The organism is Streptomyces sp. NPDC048416 (genome assembly GCF_043200435.1).
GTDB lineage: Bacteria > Actinomycetota > Actinomycetes > Streptomycetales > Streptomycetaceae > Streptomyces.
In genome coordinates, this window is the sequence record NZ_JBICXU010000032.1 from 51,983 (window position 1) to 67,661 (window position 15,679).

The following is a 15,679-nucleotide window of genomic DNA, read 5'->3' on the forward strand; positions in this document are numbered from 1 at the left end:
AGGGCGGCAACCATGGCTGCGCGCAAGGAGATTGACGGATCGGCCGGTGTGCCGGAGTTCTACGGCAAGGAGTTGCGTTATCAGCGCGAGCGGGCCGGGCTCACGCTGGAGGGCCTGGTGGAGGGCAGCTTCTACGGGGTGAGCTACCTCAGCGAGATCGAGCGGGGTCAGCGCAAGATGCCGCTGGATCTGGCCCGCCATGTCGATCAGGTGCTGGGAACGAACGGATTCTTCGAGCGCTGCTGCGAGGACGTGCGCAAGGCGCGTCAGGGTGCTCACGCTGCATATTTCGCCCCGGTGGCGGAGAGTGAGACGCGGGCGTTGGTCATCGAGGAGTGGGCAAACGCTCTCGTCCCGGGACTGCTCCAGACGGAGGCGTATGCGCGAGCCGTCATTCACGCGACGCACCCTCTGGCGCCTGCTGCGGACGTCGATGCGAAGGTGCAAGCCCGGTTACGGAGGGCTGCGGTTTTTGGTGCGCCCAGGCGGCCGGAGTACTGGGTGATCCTGGGCGAGTCATTGTTGCGCAACCCGCTGCTGCCTCGTGCCGACATGGCGGAACTGCTCGACCAGATCGTCGCGTTGATCCGTCGCCGGTCCGTCGTTCTACAAGTGCTGCCGTGGAACGTGCCTCCGCAGCCCTGCACCATGCTGTCGCTTACGTTCATGGAGTTCGAGGCGGAGCCGCCGACCTTGTACACGGAGGGCCCGTACCACGGGCAGATCATCGACGATCCGGTGATCGTGAGGCACTACCACAAGGCATACGATCGGCTGAGGGCTGCCGCGCTGCCGCTCGAGGCGTCCCTCGCCCTGATCGAAGAGGCGGCTGAGGAGTACCGAAATGGTGGGCACAGCGGTCGACTTGGACATAGCCCGGTGGTGTAGGAGCAGCTACAGCAACGGCGACGGCGGCAACTGCGTAGAGGTGGCCCACAGCCTCCCCGGAGTCGTCCCCGTGCGGGACAGCAAGGTCGACGGGGGCCCGGCGTTGATCATCGCGGCCAGCGCATGGGCACCCTTCATACAGGCGGTCAAGGGCTCGGCACTCGGCGGCTGAGACCCGGTGTTCGCCGGGACCCCGCGTCGGTAGGCTGGGGGTCATGTACGGCTACGACCAGAACCCGGGCGCGCAGCAGCAGTACGCCCCGCCCCAGCAGCAGATGCAGGGCGGTTACGGCGAGCAGCCGCTGTACCCGGAGCCGTCGCCGCCGTCGCTCGCCGACGCGGTGCGGGCCTTCACGACCGGCTCGCTCTCCGCCGAGGACTTCCAGCAGATCTTCGCGGGGGCCCGGGTGTACTGCCCGCGCGGCGACAACCCCGGGTTCCTGGCGCTGCACAACACCCAGCAGCCGGTGATCCCGATGTTCACCTCGCTCAAGGAGCTGCGGCGGTACGCGGGCAAGGAGTCCAAGTACTTCGTGATCACCGGAGCCGAGGTGATCGACCTCCTGCCGACCGGGTACGGCTTCGTGCTCGACATGGAGGGCGACCACCGGATGGTCTTCGACGCGAAGGCCGTGGAGCAGATGGTCGACTTCGCGATGCGGCGCATGTACGGCTAGGAGCGTCCGGCCGATCATGACGTGAGTACGCTCGCCGGTGACCGCCCCGCCCATGCGGGCACCGGGCGAAACCAAGGAGCAGGACCCCCTTCATGACCTCGAACCCGGACGCCGTCCGCGCCCGCGCCGCCGCCGTCTTCGACCTCGATGCCAGGTTGCCCGCGCGGGTGTTCCGGGAACTCGCCGACGACGCGGTGTTCTGCGAGTTCGACTATTTGCTCACACCGGACGCCTGGCCGGCGCTCGTCGCGCTGGCCGGGCTGCACGGCGACCAGCGGGTCGACCTGGTCGTGGTCGAGGGGCACGGCATCGCCGAGTCGGCACTGTCGCTGTCCGTCGAGGCGACCGCGGACGACTACTGGGCGGAGATCGGGTTCCACGAGGGCCGGGACTTCGTGGATTCGATCGCCATCATGACGCAGACCGTCGTGCTGACCGGTCCCTCCGGCCGCTGGGGCTGTTGGGGCGAACGGGACCCGGAGGTGGCCGTCGTCCGAGGCTTCCCGGACGAGGCCGCCCGGCACGAGTGGAGTGTCCGGTACGGGCCTTTCGTGGATGCGGCCGGTGCGCTGGAGTTCTGGCTGCCGGTGACCTTCCCCGGCCGGTCCGTCCCCGATGCGTACGCCGCCGAGCTGACCGCGAACTACGGTGCGTCGCCGCAGAGCGACCAGGGCTCTCCCTCCAGCCCTCCTTCCCGATAGGGCGGTGACGGGCCGCCGCCGCGGGCCCCCCGAAGCGCGCGCCCAGGACCGCACCCGACCCACCTCGCCCAACCCCCTCGCCAACCCCCCCTCGCACCCCCCGGCACCTCACGGGAATGAAGCACGCCTTGCCGGATGTTCAGGATTCAACTACTTTGAATGTAGAGCATCCCGCAAGGAGGGCCGTCCCATGCCTGCTGTGACCGTCGAAAACCCGTTGACCCTGCCGCGCGTGACCGCGCCGGAGGGCGTTTCGGCGCGGCCGGTCCTCGCCGTGACCACCGCTCCGCAGGGGTTCGAGGGGGAGGGTTTCCCGGTGCGCCGCGCGTTCGCCGGGATCAACTACAAGTACCTCGACCCGTTCATCATGATGGACCAGATGGGCGAGGTGGAGTACGCGCCGGGCGAGCCCAAGGGCACCCCGTGGCACCCGCACCGTGGCTTCGAGACGGTCACGTACATCATCGACGGGATCTTCGACCACCAGGACTCCAACGGCGGTGGCGGCACGATCACCAACGGTGACACCCAGTGGATGACGGCGGGCTCCGGTCTGCTGCACATCGAGGCGCCGCCGGAGCACCTGGTGACGTCGGGCGGGCTCTTCCACGGGCTCCAGCTGTGGGTGAACCTGCCGGCCAGGGACAAGATGATGGCCCCGCGCTACCAGGACATCCGCAGCGGCTCCGTGCAGCTGCTGACCTCCCCGGACGGGGGCGCGCTGATGCGTGTCATCGCGGGCGGGCTCGACGGCCACGAGGGCCCGGGCATCACGCACACGCCGATCACGATGGTGCACGCGACGCTGGCGCCGGGCGCGGAAGTGACCCTTCCCTGGCGGGAGGACTTCAACGGACTCGCGTACGTACTGGCCGGACGCGGCACCGTGGGCGCCGAACGGCGGCCCGTGCACACCGGGCAGACGGCGGTGTTCGGCGAGGGCGGCTCGCTGACCGTCCGCGCCGACGAGAAGCAGGACGCGAACGCGCCCGACCTGGAGGTCGTCCTCCTCGGCGGCCGGCCGATACGCGAACCGATGGCGCACTACGGCCCGTTCGTGATGAACACCCGCGCCGAGCTTGAGCAGGCCTTCGAGGACTTCCAAAAGGGCCGGCTCGGCACGATCCCGGCCGTGCACGGCATGACCGAGGGCGGCCTGTAGGGCCAACTCGGCAGCAGACGGTCATCCCATGATCGGGATCGGGTGTCCTGGCGTTTTCAGCCAAGGAGCTTGCGTGCCGTCTGCGTCCACTATCATTCCGAACGCATCCGGTGTGGGGCGGCCTACCGTGTGCCACCAGTGGTGGGCCGCTTCTACCTCGCTCCATAGGCGCCGGGGCCCGTGCTCCCAGACCGTGAACCGTTCATCTTGCCGTCCGTCGTAGTCGACGGCGGCCCAAGACGTCGCGTCGGTGGTGGCCACCCAGAGGCGGGAGGCGACGCCGTCCACGTCGGGATTCTCGTGCCAGGTGCACCACACGTCACGGAGTTGGAGGCCGATGGCGAACTGTGTTGCCCAGTCGTCGCCGGTAACCGTCCAGGGGGCCAGGCCTGTGGTCCGCTCGTCGGGTACGTGGTCGTCCCGTACGACGTCCCGGAAGATCCGCAGATCGGTGCGTTGGCCGCGCATGAGCATGAACGCGCTGTGCGGGTGGAAGCGGCCGGAGGCGGTCCCGTCGGAGTATGCGGTGAGCCGCAACAGGCCGAAGCACATCCATGGCGTTTCCCAGGGCAGCAGCATGACGCCGCCCGGCGCCATGCCAGTCACCCAGGCAGGGGAGATTCGCCGGACGGAGCAGGTGGCGAGGAGACGGTCCAGGGACTTGCCCACCTCCAGTGTGGCTCCGTCTCCTGTGATGACGGTCGGCTCCAGACCGGCGGCCTTCAGGTTGGCTGTCGCACGGTCGGCCAGGGCCGGGTCCACCTCCACCGTAGTCACCAGAGCGGATCCCACCCGGTGGGCGAGGAGACCAGCGTTCCAGCCCGTTCCGGTTCCGATCTCCAGCACGCGGTCCCCGTCCCGCACGTTCAGCATGTCGAGCATGCGGAAGACGATGGAGGGGGCGGACGCGGAACAGGACGGCCAGCGTTCGTTGTCGCCGGGGTCGGCTCCGTCGTTGACCTGGGTCACCACGGGCTCATCCGCGTAAGCGGCGTGCAGCCATTCGTCGGGGGACTTCCGGCGGTCGCACGGGGTGAGGTTGTCGCCCAGCCATACCGTCCGGGGGAGGAACGTGTGGCGGGGAACCCTGTCAAAGGCTGCCTCCCATTCCGGTGACAGCGGGAGCGGCAGCGTTTCGTTCAGCCTGCCGAGCAGACCGCGCGCGGCGGCCTGCTCAGCGGCTCCGGTGTTGCCGGTCATCCCTTGCCCTTGCCGTGCTTCGGTCCGGGGGCAGGGTTCTTGGTGTCGGACGAGGGCTTGGATGTGCCCGGGTCCTTGTTCCCCGAGTGCTTACCATCGCCTCCGCCGCCCCCCTTGCCGGTTCCCCATCCCATACCTGTCTCCTTCGCTCGTGGCTGTCCTGGCTACGGGTTTCAGGTCTGGCACCAGCACCGACAAGGCGCGTGCTGAGGTTCGTCCGATGCCCACACGCTAGGAAGGACGGGGCGCTGCCCTCAATCGAGTTCTACGTTGTTGCACGGGAGTTTCCAGCGCAGCGCGTCGATCGCCCCGGTCACAAGCGCCCTGGCCGTCGCTCCGTACACAGCCAGCTCCCGCAGCTCCGTGAAAGCCCTTACGTACATGGCGACTTCGCTGGGGGCTGTCAGGGTCACCTGTGCCGTCAGCAACTCCACATGGACTCGGCGGTCGTCGAAAATGTTGAACCCCTCAAGCGTCCACATCGTCCGCTCCCGCGCCGAAAACGGGATCACCCCGAGGGAGACGGCAGGCAGCGACATGACCGACAGCAGATGCCCCAACTGGCCTGCCATTGCTTCTTCGTTCCCGAGCTGAAACCGCAGCACCGACTCTTCGACCAGCAGGGTGAAACGGTGGCCCGCAGCGTGAAGGACACGGGCTCGTGCCATGCGGGCCGCCACTGCCTCCGGGGTGTCGTTCGGGGTGCTGTGGAACCTGCTGATCACCGATAACAGGGCAGATGCGTACGCGGGTGTCTGGAGCAGTCCAGGAACGACGTGTGAGGCGTACCCACGCAAGAGCTTGGTGCGCTCGTACAGCGGGATACGTGACTCCTGGAGGCGCCGTAGACCAGTGCGCTGGAGCCGCTTCCACTCCATGTACATGGAGTGGGCGGTGCGGGATGCGGCGATGATGTCGGCCGCCTGGACTCCGGCTTCGCACGCCTCGCACCAGTCCCGGACATCCCCGTCGGATGGAGAGGTCTTCGCGTTCTCGATGCGGGAGACCTTGGATTTGTTCCAGCCGCAGCGCGCAGCCAGCTCATGCCCTTTCAGCCCGGCGTCCAGGCGCACTTCTCGTAGCCTGGCCGCCACTGCCTTTCGGGCGGACTCGACACTTGATGACTGGTAGTTGGGCATGAGCAGGTTGGTCGCTGCTGCGAGTCAGACCTTGAACCTCTCGTGCGGGGTGGCGCGCTCCCACACGGCTTCGAAGGCGTCGGCGCAGAATTTGATCACTTCCGGGTCTTCGTTCAGCTCGTGTCCGGCTGACGCGCCGTCGCCGCTGAAGTGCCCGAAGCGGATCAGCCGGCCGTCCAGCAGCCAGAGGTCAGCGCCGGGGAGGGCGAGCGTTGTGGCATCCCTTCGAGGCAGCCAGCGCACCAGCTCACCCGCCTCGATGTTGAGGTAGGTACCCGCGTGCTCGTACCGGATGTACTCACTGACCGGCATGGAGACGATCCGGACTCGGCGCATGATCACGCCCCGACTTACCGTCTCGCGCACCAGATCGAGCCACGAGCGGCGCCGTTCCACGGACTCAGGGGCGATGTGGCCGCTTGCCCGCCATTTTGCGAAGTCGTCAACTTCGGATGCGACGCCATAGACGTCGCGCATTTCAAGGTGGACGGCCGACCGGTGGCAGTCCTTGATCAGTTCACTGAACGGCGGAACGCTGCTCGGCTTCATCACATGCCTTCCTGATCAGCGGCACCATGCGGGCCGGAATGCGGATCACTGCCTCCGTGTCGGGGATGTGCCCGACGGTCAGACATTCCGTCTCGGTCGCGGTGTCGGCCTTCCAGCCCTGAAGGACGAGGTCGGCGGAGGCATCGTCCACCCACACGGTGGGGCAGTCGTCGCCGTTGGTGTTCGGGTCCTTGCCGAAGAACAGTAGAGCCATGGTCTTGACCCCTGCCTAGCCGGTTGCGCCTGGTTGCACGAGCGTGGCGCCGCCGGTGATTGACGTCAAGCGACGGTACAGCGGGCTGCGGGGCCAACCCGTAGCCCCGAGCCCGTAGCCTGCGTGGATCCGGGGGCCACTGTCGCCTCAACGCGCCCACGTGCGCGGCGACGTACCGCGCGGTCTGATGTGCTGGGGTGCGCTGCACGTGACATTGACACCACGCCAGGACGGTCCTGACGGGGTGTCACTCGTCTGGGCCGCTCGGGAGGCGGGGTGGGTGTGGGCGTGGTCGGGTGGCGTCGTGGAGACGTCCAGGCATCTGCTGCCCGAAGCCGCCCGCCGGATCGCCGCCTGGTGCGTGGTCGTGCTGCTCGTCGCCGGGGTCGTCGCGGTCGGGGTCTATCTCTGCGTCGTGTTCAAGACGGCCGTCACCCCCGTGCTGCTCGCCCTGCTGGGGACCGCGCTGCTCGGGCCCGTGCACCGGTGGCTGATCCGCAGGGGGCTCAGGCGGTCGCTGGCCGCAGGACTGACCTGTGTCGCCCTGGTGGCCGTGGTCGGCGGGGCCGGGTACGTCGTGGTCAGCGCGCTCATCGACACCGGGGACCAGATCGTCGCCGCACTCAAGCAGGCCGGGCACTGGGTGGCCGACCACTTCGGGGTGGCCGGCGGGGACGGCGTCACCAACATCGCCGACAACGCCAAGCAGCTCCTCTCCAAGTTCGGGGCGGGGGCGGCCAGCGGGCTGCTGCAAGGGCTCAGCCTGCTCGGCTCGCTCATCGCCACCAGCGTGCTCGCGCTCCTGCTCACCTTCTTCTTCCTCAAGGACTCCGACCGCGCCGTGGGCCTGGCCCACGCGATCGCTCCGCGCGGCACCGGCGACACCGTCGAGGCCATGGCGCGGCGCGCCTTCGAGGCGGTCGAGGGGTTCATGCGCGGGACCACCTTCATCGCCTTCATCGACGCCGTCTGCATCACGGTCGGGCTGCTCGTCCTCGGCGTGCCCGGCGCGCTCGGGCTCGGCGCGCTGGTCTTCATCGGGGCGTACATCCCCTACCTGGGCGCCTTCGTCTCCGGCGCGGTGGCGGTGCTCGTGGCGCTCGCCGACCGCGGGTTCGGCACCGCGCTGTGGACGCTCGGGATCGTGCTCGCCGTGCAGCAGCTCGAAGGACACATCCTCCAGCCCGTCATCCAGAGCCGCACCGTGCAGATGCACCCCGCGATGATCATGGTCGCGCTCACCGCGGGTGCCGACGTGGCGGGTCTGGTGGGGATGCTGCTCGCGGTGCCGGTCGCGGCCGCCGCGTTCGGGGTGCTCGGAGAGGTGCGCAAGCGGTACGCGGCGGGGGCGCGGCCGCCCGGGCCTGGAGCGACCCCGGGGGAGCCGGCCGGCGGGGGGCCGCCGGGAGGGCATTGAGACGGGCAGGGGGATCCGCCGACGGGGATCAGGCCGGCGGGATCCGCCGGGAGGTGGGGAGGTGGGGGTCAGACCGGTGGGGGTCAGACCGGTGGGGGTCAGACCGGCGGGGCTTCGTCCGGTCCGCCCGGTTCGTAGAGCTCGAACCAGATCGACTTTCCGTCGCCGCGCGGGTCCACGCCCCACGCGTCCGCCAGCATCTCCATGAGGATCAGGCCCCGCCCGCTCGACGCCATCTCGCCGGGGCGGCGCCGGTGCGGCAGCTCGTCGCTCGCGTCGGCCACCTCGACGCGCAACCTGCGGGTGCCGAGCGGGCCCCTGGCCTCGGCCACGAGCAGGGCGTCGCCGTCGGTGTGGACCAGGACGTTGGTGATCATCTCGGAGATCATCAGGACCGCCGAGTCGACCTGCTCGTCGTCCGCCCAGTCGTGCAGCAGCTCACGCAGCTGCTTGCGGGCGCCCGCGATCTGCTGCGGCTCTGCCTGGGCGACGGTCAGCGCGGTGCGCCGGACCGCGGCGGGCGGGGCGGCCCCGGCCGGGGCGGCGACCTCGTTGCGACGCAGGAGCAGCAGCGCGATGTCGTCCTCGCGCCGGTCCACGAGCTGCCCCGTGGTGTGGTGCGAGCTCGGGCCGTGCACGGCCTGGACGAGTTCGTCGGCCAGCTGCTCCAGGCTGTCGCCGGTGTGCTCCTCAAGGACGGGCCGCAACCGCGTCCAGCCGCTCGCCATGTCGTGGCCGCCGGTCTCGATCAGACCGTCCGTGCAGATCATGATCGTCTCGTCGGGGTCGAGGACGAGCCGCGTGGTCGGGTAGTCGGAATCCGCCTCGATGCCGAGTGGGAGGCCGCCCGCGGTCGGGCGGATCAGAGCGGTGCCGTCGGCGGTGCGGATCACCGGGTCGGGGTGGCCGGCCCGGGCGATGTCCAGGGTGCCGGTGGCCGGGTCGACCTCGATGTAGAGGCAGGTCGCGAAGCGCGGCGCGTTGTCCTCGTAGCCGTCGCCCGAGGGCTCGGGCAGCCCGTACGACTCGGTGATCCCGTACAGGAAGCGCGAGGCGCGCGAGAGGACCGCGTCGGGGCTGTGGCCCTCGCTCGCGTAGGCCCGCAGCGCGATCCGCAGCTGGCCCATCAGCCCGGCCGCCCGCACGTCATGACCCTGTACGTCGCCGATGACCAGGGCGAACCTGCTTTCGTCCGAGCACGCCCGTGAGCCGCCGCCGGGCAGCGGGATCATGTCGTACCAGTCGCCGCCGACCTGGAGGCCGCCGCCGGTCGGTACGTAGCGGGCGGCCACCGTCATGCCGGGGATCTCCGGGCCGAGCGTCGGCATCATCGAGCGCTGGAGGCCGAGCGAGAGCTCGCGTTCGCTCTCCGCCTCGCCCGCCCTTGCCAGGGCCTGCGCCAGCATGCGGGCGACCGTGGTGAGGACCGAACGCTCGTCGGGGGTGAACGCGACGGGGTGCTTGAACGCGGCCATCCACGCGCCGATCGTGCGGCCGGCCACGATGAGCGGGACGAACGCCCACGACTGGCGGTCGAAACGCTGGGCCAGCGGCCAGGTCGCGGGGAAGCGGCGCCGGTACTCCTGCGGGCTCGGCAGGTAGATCGCCCGCCCGTTGCGCACGACGTCCGACGCCGGGTAGTCCATGTCGAGCGAGATGTCCGTGAACGGGCCGTCGTCCCCCGGGTTGTGCCCGTGGTGCCCGATGATCGTCAGCCGGTCGCCCGCCACCCCGAACACCGCGAGGCCGTCCGGTGAGAACCCCGGCATGGAGAGCGAGGCGGCGACCCGCAGCACCTCGGAGGTCGAACGGGCCTCGGCGAGCGCGCGGCCCGCGTCGAGCAGGAACGCCTCGCGCGAGCGCCGCCAGTCGCCGGTGATGGAGGGGTGGGCGGCGGTGGTGCCGGGCTGCGGCTCGGCGACCTCCTGGATGGTGCCGATGAGGAGGTAGTCCTTGCCGTTGAGCATGGGCTTGGAGCGGCTGCGTACGGTACGCAGGACGTGGCCCCGGTCGTCCATGATGCGCAGCCGGACCTCGGCGAGGGTGCCCTCGGCCAGGGCCAGGTGCACGATGCCGTCCACTTCGTTCCAGTCGACGGGGTGGAAGCGGGACCGTACGGCCGACTCGGTCAGCGTCGCCCTCCGCGCGGGCAGCCCGAGGAGCCGGGCGGCCTCGGCGTCGAGGGTGACCTTCCCGGCGGCGTTGTCCCAGCGCCACAGGCCAGTCGCGATGGCGGCGAGGACGTCCTCTGTGCGCATTGCCCCTATTTAAGAAGATGTGTGGGGTGGTCGCCACCGAGGGGTTGGGGTGGGGGGTGGGTCCGCTGCGCGGTGCGGGGCCGCTGCGCGGTGCGGGGCCGTTGCGCGGTGCGGGTCCGGGGGGCCTTTCGCGCAGTTCCCCGCGCCCCTTACGCCGGTTTTCGTCTGCGGGCCTTGGGTGGCTGGTCGCGCAGTTCCTCGCGCCCCTCAACCCGTTTTCGTCTGCGGGCTGTGGTCGCTTTTCGCGCAGTTCCTCGCGCCCCCAGCGGCGCTGGTGCTGGTCCGCATCGGCGTCCTCGGGCTGGCATGGGGGTCCCTGGCCGGCGGCGCTGGTGCTGGTCCGCATCGGGATCGGCATGCTCAGGCTGGCATGGGGTCGGGATCCTCGGGCTGGCCTTGGGGAAGATTGAGGGCGAGCGGTCTTGAGGTGGGAAACGGGGGGTCTGGGGCGGGGCCCCAGGGGGTCTGGCCGGAGGGGATGGGGGGTGTGCGCCGGGCGGTAACCTGGGCTGGTTGATTCCCGCCTGTCTCGCGAAGAATCTCGCGAAGTAGTCGCGACCACCGTTCGCGAAGAATTGGATGAACGATGCACCGGTACCGGTCCCACACCTGCGGCGAGCTCCGCGCCTCCGACGTCGGCAGCGACGTCCGGCTGAGCGGCTGGCTGCACAATCGCCGAGACCTGGGCGGCATTCTCTTCATCGACCTGCGGGACCACTACGGCATCACCCAGCTGGTCGCCCGCCCCGGCACGGCCGGCGCCGAAGCCCTGGACAAGCTGTCCAAGGAGACCGTCGTACGCGTGGACGGCAAGGTCGTCTCGCGCGGCGCCGAGAACGTGAACGGTGAGCTGGCGACCGGCGAGATCGAGATCGAGGTCGGCGAGGTCGAGGTGCTCGGCGCCGCCGGCCCGCTGCCGTTCACGATCAACGCCGAGGACGGCGTCAACGAGGAGCGGCGCCTTGAGTACCGCTTCCTCGACCTGCGCCGCGAGCGCATGCACCGCAACATCATGCTGCGCAGCGCCGTGATCGCCGCGATCCGCTCGAAGATGGTCGCGCTCGGCTTCAACGAGATGGCCACCCCGATCCTGACGGCGACCTCGCCCGAGGGCGCCCGCGACTTCGTGGTGCCCTCCCGTCTGAACCCCGGCAAGTTCTACGCCCTGCCGCAGGCCCCGCAGCAGTTCAAGCAGCTGCTCATGATCTCCGGCTTCGACCGGTACTTCCAGATCGCGCCCTGCTTCCGCGACGAGGACGCCCGCGCCGACCGCTCGCCGGGCGAGTTCTACCAGCTCGACGTCGAGATGAGCTTCGTCGAGCAGGAGGACGTCTTCCGGCCCATCGAGAAGCTGATGACGGAGCTCTTCGAGGAGTTCGGCGGCGGCCGCCACGTCACGTCGCCCTTCCCGCGCATCCCGTTCCGCGAGTCGATGCTGAAGTACGGCAACGACAAGCCCGACCTGCGCGCCAAGCTCGAACTCTTCGACATCACCGACGTGTTCGAGGGCTCGGAGTTCAAGGCGTTCGCCGGCAAGCACGTGCGCGCGCTTCCCGTGCCGGACGTCGCGGGGCAGTCGCGCAAGTTCTTCGACGGGCTCGGCGAGTACGCCGTCTCGCTCGGCGCGCACGGCCTGGCCTGGGTGCGGGTCGGCGAGGACGTCCCCCAAGGCCCTGACGGCCAGGGAGGTACCCCCACGCTGTCCGGCCCGATCGCGAAGTTCCTCACCGAGGACAACGTCAAGGTGCTCACCGAGCGCCTGGGCCTCGTCGCCGGGCACGCGGTGTTCTTCGGCGCGGGCGAGTTCGACGAGGTCTCCAAGATCATGTCGGGCGTCCGCGTCGAGGCCGCCAAGCGCGCCGGACACTTCGAGGAGGGCGTCTTCCGGTTCTGCTGGATCGTCGACTTCCCGATGTACGAGAAGGACGAGGAGACCGGCAAGATCGACTTCTCGCACAACCCGTTCTCCATGCCCCAGGGCGGCCTGGAGGCCCTGGAGACCAAGGACCCGCTGGACGTCCTGGGCTGGCAGTACGACATCGTCTGCAACGGCATCGAGCTCTCCTCGGGCGCGATCCGCAACCACGAGCCCGAGATCATGTTCAAGGCGTTCGAGGTCGCGGGGTACGACCGGGAGACCGTGGAGCGCGAGTTCGGCGGCATGCTGAAGGCGTTCCGCCTCGGCGCCCCGCCGCACGGCGGCATCGCGCCGGGCGTCGACCGCATCGTCATGCTGCTCGCGGACGAGCCGAACATCCGCGAGACCATCGCGTTCCCGCTGAACGGCAACGCGCAGGACCTGATGATGGGCGCGCCGACCGAGCTCGACGAGTCGCGCCTGCGCGAGCTGAACATCGCCCTGCGTAAGCCGGTCGCCGACAAGGACAAGTAGGCGGTGTCGTAAGGGAGTTGGCCTGTTCGGGGCGCGTTCCCCTCGGGGTTCGTTCCCTTCGGGTTCATTTCCTTCGGGCTCGTTCCCTTCACGGCCGGCTCCCCTTCGGGGTTGGCTCCCCTTCGGGGTCGGCTCCCTTTGCGGCCGGCTTCCTTCGGGCTCGCTTCCTTTCCCGACCCCCTGGGCCCTGCGGCCCGGGGGGTCGGTCGGTTTCCCGGCCCACTGGCCTCGCGGTCCAGAGGGTGGGCGGATTTCCCTCCAGGAGGGGCGCGCCCCCAAACTCCCTGCTCAGCCCCGGGGTTGGATCGTCAGGTCACCCCGGGTCGCCCGCCTCAGGTGATCGCCCGCGAGCAGCGCATGCGGGATGCCGGGCTCGATCGCGCCGGCCTCGTCGAGACGGGCCCGGTGGGCAGGGGTGAGGTCGACGTCGAGGGCGCCGAGGTTGTGTTCCAGCTGGGTGAGCGTGCGGGCGCCGATGACGGGGGCCGTCACGGCCGGGTTCCGCAACGTCCAGGCGAGACCCACCTGGGCCGGGGTGTGGCCGGCCTCAAGGGCGACCTCCTTCACGGCGTCCACGATGCCGAGATTGCGCTCGGTCAGCATGCCCAGGGCGGCGTTGAAGCTCTTGCGGTTGCTCTCGCCCGGGGCGGGGTCCGCGCCGGTCAGGTCGGCGCGGCTGTACTTGCCGGTGAGCAGCCCGCCGCCCAGCGGCGAGTACGGGACCACCCCGAGCCCCATCTCGCGGGCCATCGGGATCAGGTCGCGCTCGCCGGTGCGCTCGATGAGGCTGTACTCGATCTGGAGCGCCACCAGCGGTGCCCAACCGCGCAGGTCGGCGATGGCCTGCATCCGCGAGATCTGCCACGCCGGCACGTTGGACATCGCCACGTACAGCACCTTGCCCTGCCGGACCAGATCGTCCAGGCCGCGCAGGATCTCCTCGACCGGCGTCGTGAAGTCCCACACGTGTAGATAGAGCAGGTCGATGTAGTCCGTGTTCAGGCGGCGCAGGCTGGACTCCACCGACGCGAACAGGTTCTTGCGGTGCGGGCCACCGGAGTTGGGATCGCCCGGCCGGCGAAGGGTCGAGTACTTCGTCGCGAGCACCAGGCTCTCGCGCCGGCCGTGCGCGAACGTGCCCAGCAGACGCTCCGAGCTGCCCTCGGTGTAGGTGGCGGCGGTGTCGATGAAGTTGCCGCCCTGCTCGATGTAGCGGTCGAAGAGGCGGCGCGACTCCTCCTCGCCCGCGCCCCAGCCCCACTCGGTGCCGAAGGTCGCGGTGCCGAGCGCCAGGGGCGAGACCCGCAGGCCCGAGCGGCCCAGCAGCCGGTAGGTGTCGAGAGTGAGCGGCATGGTGTCCTCCTGAAGTCCTGAAAGGACCGTTGTGCGTGAAGCGTCGTCGAGGGCAACCCTGCGACGTCCGCGAGCCGGGCATAAGGGAGGCACGATCCTGGGAACAGCGGTCCTACCCTGGCGGTTGGACCCGGCATGACGATCTCGGCCGTGGACGCGACGCAGGAGCTGGCCGTGTTCCTGCGGACCCGGCGCGAACAGCTCGACCCGGACGCCCTGGGCCTGCCCGCGCGCCGGGCGACCCGGCGAACCCCGGGACTGCGCCGCGAGGAGGTCGCCGAGCTGGCCGGGGTCAGCGTCGACTACGTCGTACGCCTTGAACAGGCGCGCGGGCCCAGGCCGTCGGCGGACGTACTGGACGCCCTGGCCCGCGCGCTGCGCCTGCCTCCCGTGGAGCGCGCCTACCTCTTCGACCTGGCGCAGCCGCGCCCCCGTACCGCCGACGCTCCCACCACCATCGCGGCGCCCCCGCTGGCCCGGCTGGTGGACGATCTGGCGCCGCTGCCGGCCATGCTCCTGAACCACCGGTACGACATCCTGGCGTGGAACCGTGAAATGGCGGCGCTGCTCCTGGACTTCGGCGCCCTGCCTCCCGGTCGGCGCAACGCGATGTGGCTCTGCCTGGCGCACCCGGAGCTCAGTGCGCGGTACGCCGACCGGGAACGGGTCGTACGGGAAGGGGTGGCCCATCTGCGTGCCGCGTGGGCGGCCCATCCGCAGGACCCGGTCCTGACCGGCCTCATCGACGAACTGCACGCGGCGGACGCCGAGTTCGCCCGCTTGTGGGCCGCGCGGGACATCACGGTCGGCGGTCGCGGCCACAAGGTGCTGCACCACCCCGAGGCGGGCCCGCTGGCCCTCGACGCCGAAGTGCTTGCGCCGTTGCACGACCCGGACCAGCGGTTGCTGCTGTTCCGCGCGGCCAACGACGCGAGCCGGGCTGCGCTGAAGCGGTTGAGCGGGAGCTGACGGGGTTGAGCGGGAGCCGGCGCGGGGGCGCGCCGAGCCGTCTGCCGCCCCTCACCGCCCCCGGCGCGCGAACAGGACCGCTCCGGGGACGCGCTCGTCGAGGTCGAGCAGGAACTCGGCCTCCACGGTGAACCCGGCCTCCCGCAGCCAGGCCGCAACCCGGTCCGGCCGGCGTCGATGGACGTGGACCTTCATCGGGTGGCCGCCGTAGCCCTGGGTCTTCAGGCGGGTCTCGTCGCCCATGTGGAAGCCGAGCAGCAGCGGTGCGCCCGGCGGCGTCACCCGGTGGAACTCGGCGAGGACGGTGGGGATCGCCTCGTCGGGGATGTGGATGAGCGACCAGAACGCGAGCACGGCGGCGACGGACGCGTCCGCGAGGGGCAGGTCCGTCATCGAGCCCACCTCGAAACGGAGCCCCGGATGGTCGCGCCGGGCCACGTCGACCATGCCGGGCGAGAGATCGACCCCGAAGGCGTCGGCGCCCAACTTCCGCAGGTGGGCGGTGACATGGCCGGGGCCGCACCCCACGTCCGCGACGGGACCTCCGCCCGCGTCGCGCACGAGCTCGGCGAACAGGGCGAGGACCGCCCGCAGATAGGGCTCGCCGGCCAGGGCGTCGCGGAGTTGGCCGGCGTAGCTCTCGGCGACCGTGTCGTAGGAGTCCCGGGTGTCCGTCAGCCATGCGTCCACGCTCATGGGGAAGCACGTTAGCCGACCGACTCGGCCGGGCCCGGGGGCCCTTGCCGGCCCCGCGCCCCAC

15 protein-coding genes are annotated in these 15,679 nt (G+C 70.2%); 8 read left to right on the forward strand and 7 right to left on the reverse strand.

Annotated elements, in window-relative coordinates:
- The first annotated feature begins 12 nt into the window (after window positions 1-12).
- From ACGFW5_RS29575 to ACGFW5_RS29595, 5 genes are all read left to right on the forward strand, one after another.
- Entirely contained in the window at window positions 13-888 is an 876-nt protein-coding gene (locus ACGFW5_RS29575; protein ID WP_393837372.1) for a Scr1 family TA system antitoxin-like transcriptional regulator, read from the forward strand.
- Window positions 845-1,060 carry a DUF397 domain-containing protein gene (locus tag ACGFW5_RS29580; protein WP_393837373.1) on the forward strand — a complete coding sequence of 72 codons (216 nt, stop codon included), beginning with the start codon at window positions 845-847 and terminating at the stop codon, window positions 1,058-1,060. Before ACGFW5_RS29575 ends, ACGFW5_RS29580 begins: the two co-directional genes overlap by 44 nt.
- A gap of 43 nt (window positions 1,061-1,103) precedes the next feature.
- A complete protein-coding gene (locus tag ACGFW5_RS29585) occupies window positions 1,104-1,565 on the forward strand; it encodes an SseB family protein (RefSeq protein WP_100575483.1) in 462 nt (153 codons plus the stop codon).
- Between the two features lie 92 nt (window positions 1,566-1,657).
- Entirely contained in the window at window positions 1,658-2,266 is a 609-nt protein-coding gene (locus ACGFW5_RS29590) for a hypothetical protein (protein ID WP_393837374.1), read from the forward strand.
- Between the two features lie 190 nt (window positions 2,267-2,456).
- Window positions 2,457-3,428, forward strand: coding sequence for a pirin family protein (locus tag ACGFW5_RS29595; RefSeq protein ID WP_393837375.1), 972 nt, complete (start codon window positions 2,457-2,459; stop codon window positions 3,426-3,428).
- A 21-nt stretch (window positions 3,429-3,449) separates the two neighbouring features.
- Here ACGFW5_RS29595 and ACGFW5_RS29600 read toward each other — a convergent pair whose 3' ends face one another.
- The 4 genes from ACGFW5_RS29600 to ACGFW5_RS29615 all read right to left on the reverse strand — a co-directional run bounded on the left by ACGFW5_RS29600 (window position 3,450) and on the right by ACGFW5_RS29615 (window position 6,530).
- A complete protein-coding gene (locus ACGFW5_RS29600) occupies window positions 3,450-4,628 on the reverse strand; it encodes a methyltransferase domain-containing protein (RefSeq protein ID WP_393837376.1) in 1,179 nt (392 codons plus the stop codon).
- A gap of 254 nt (window positions 4,629-4,882) precedes the next feature.
- Window positions 4,883-5,767 carry a helix-turn-helix domain-containing protein gene (locus ACGFW5_RS29605; protein ID WP_393837377.1) on the reverse strand — a complete coding sequence of 295 codons (885 nt, stop codon included), beginning with the start codon at window positions 5,765-5,767 and terminating at the stop codon, window positions 4,883-4,885.
- A 24-nt stretch (window positions 5,768-5,791) separates the two neighbouring features.
- Window positions 5,792-6,316 (reverse strand): DUF6879 family protein, encoded by a 525-nt coding sequence (locus tag ACGFW5_RS29610; protein ID WP_393837378.1) that lies wholly within the window; start codon window positions 6,314-6,316, stop codon window positions 5,792-5,794.
- Window positions 6,285-6,530 carry a hypothetical protein gene (locus ACGFW5_RS29615; protein ID WP_393837379.1) on the reverse strand — a complete coding sequence of 82 codons (246 nt, stop codon included), beginning with the start codon at window positions 6,528-6,530 and terminating at the stop codon, window positions 6,285-6,287. Before ACGFW5_RS29615 ends, ACGFW5_RS29610 begins: the two co-directional genes overlap by 32 nt.
- A 304-nt stretch (window positions 6,531-6,834) precedes the next feature.
- Here ACGFW5_RS29615 and ACGFW5_RS29620 point away from each other — a divergent pair, with 304 nt between their 5' ends.
- A complete protein-coding gene (locus ACGFW5_RS29620) occupies window positions 6,835-7,947 on the forward strand; it encodes an AI-2E family transporter (RefSeq protein ID WP_393837401.1) in 1,113 nt (370 codons plus the stop codon).
- 98 nt (window positions 7,948-8,045) lie between these two features.
- Here ACGFW5_RS29620 and ACGFW5_RS29625 read toward each other — a convergent pair whose 3' ends face one another.
- Window positions 8,046-10,205 (reverse strand): SpoIIE family protein phosphatase, encoded by a 2,160-nt coding sequence (locus ACGFW5_RS29625; protein ID WP_393837380.1) that lies wholly within the window; start codon window positions 10,203-10,205, stop codon window positions 8,046-8,048.
- A 586-nt stretch (window positions 10,206-10,791) separates the two neighbouring features.
- Here ACGFW5_RS29625 and aspS point away from each other — a divergent pair.
- Window positions 10,792-12,597, forward strand: a complete 1,806-nt coding sequence (aspS, locus tag ACGFW5_RS29630) for an aspartate--tRNA ligase (protein ID WP_393837381.1) — start codon at window positions 10,792-10,794, stop codon at window positions 12,595-12,597.
- Window positions 12,598-12,885: 288 nt separating this feature from the next.
- Here aspS and ACGFW5_RS29635 read toward each other — a convergent pair whose 3' ends face one another.
- The gene (locus tag ACGFW5_RS29635) at window positions 12,886-13,950 is read right to left on the reverse strand and encodes an aldo/keto reductase (protein ID WP_393837382.1); all 1,065 of its coding nucleotides are present in this window, start codon (window positions 13,948-13,950) and stop codon (window positions 12,886-12,888) included.
- 135 nt (window positions 13,951-14,085) lie between these two features.
- Between ACGFW5_RS29635 and ACGFW5_RS29640 the strand changes: the two genes are divergently transcribed.
- On the forward strand, window positions 14,086-14,919 hold the full coding sequence (locus tag ACGFW5_RS29640) for a helix-turn-helix transcriptional regulator (protein WP_393837383.1): 834 nt from the start codon (window positions 14,086-14,088) through the stop codon (window positions 14,917-14,919).
- Window positions 14,920-14,970: 51 nt separating this feature from the next.
- On the opposite strand, the gene ACGFW5_RS29645 is transcribed toward ACGFW5_RS29640, so the two are convergent.
- Window positions 14,971-15,615: a class I SAM-dependent DNA methyltransferase gene (locus tag ACGFW5_RS29645; protein WP_393837384.1), complete on the reverse strand. Its 645-nt coding sequence runs from the start codon at window positions 15,613-15,615 to the stop codon at window positions 14,971-14,973.
- Window positions 15,616-15,679 lie beyond the last annotated feature (64 nt).

Bases quoted from the DNA above. Each gene is read 5' to 3' on its own strand.
- ACGFW5_RS29575 (WP_393837372.1), top strand. From the start codon at position 13: ATGGCTGCGCGCAAGGAGATTGACGGATCGGCCGGTGTGCCGGAGTTC.
- ACGFW5_RS29580 (WP_393837373.1), top strand. From the start codon at position 845: ATGGTGGGCACAGCGGTCGACTTGGACATAGCCCGGTGGTGTAGGAGC.
- ACGFW5_RS29585 (WP_100575483.1), top strand. From the start codon at position 1,104: ATGTACGGCTACGACCAGAACCCGGGCGCGCAGCAGCAGTACGCCCCG.
- ACGFW5_RS29590 (WP_393837374.1), top strand. From the start codon at position 1,658: ATGACCTCGAACCCGGACGCCGTCCGCGCCCGCGCCGCCGCCGTCTTC.
- ACGFW5_RS29595 (WP_393837375.1), top strand. From the start codon at position 2,457: ATGCCTGCTGTGACCGTCGAAAACCCGTTGACCCTGCCGCGCGTGACC.
- ACGFW5_RS29600 (WP_393837376.1), bottom strand. From the start codon at position 4,628: ATGACCGGCAACACCGGAGCCGCTGAGCAGGCCGCCGCGCGCGGTCTG.
- ACGFW5_RS29605 (WP_393837377.1), bottom strand. From the start codon at position 5,767: ATGCCCAACTACCAGTCATCAAGTGTCGAGTCCGCCCGAAAGGCAGTG.
- ACGFW5_RS29610 (WP_393837378.1), bottom strand. From the start codon at position 6,316: ATGAAGCCGAGCAGCGTTCCGCCGTTCAGTGAACTGATCAAGGACTGC.
- ACGFW5_RS29615 (WP_393837379.1), bottom strand. From the start codon at position 6,530: ATGGCTCTACTGTTCTTCGGCAAGGACCCGAACACCAACGGCGACGAC.
- ACGFW5_RS29625 (WP_393837380.1), bottom strand. From the start codon at position 10,205: ATGCGCACAGAGGACGTCCTCGCCGCCATCGCGACTGGCCTGTGGCGC.
- aspS (WP_393837381.1), top strand. From the start codon at position 10,792: ATGCACCGGTACCGGTCCCACACCTGCGGCGAGCTCCGCGCCTCCGAC.
- ACGFW5_RS29635 (WP_393837382.1), bottom strand. From the start codon at position 13,950: ATGCCGCTCACTCTCGACACCTACCGGCTGCTGGGCCGCTCGGGCCTG.
- ACGFW5_RS29640 (WP_393837383.1), top strand. From the start codon at position 14,086: ATGACGATCTCGGCCGTGGACGCGACGCAGGAGCTGGCCGTGTTCCTG.
- ACGFW5_RS29645 (WP_393837384.1), bottom strand. From the start codon at position 15,615: ATGAGCGTGGACGCATGGCTGACGGACACCCGGGACTCCTACGACACG.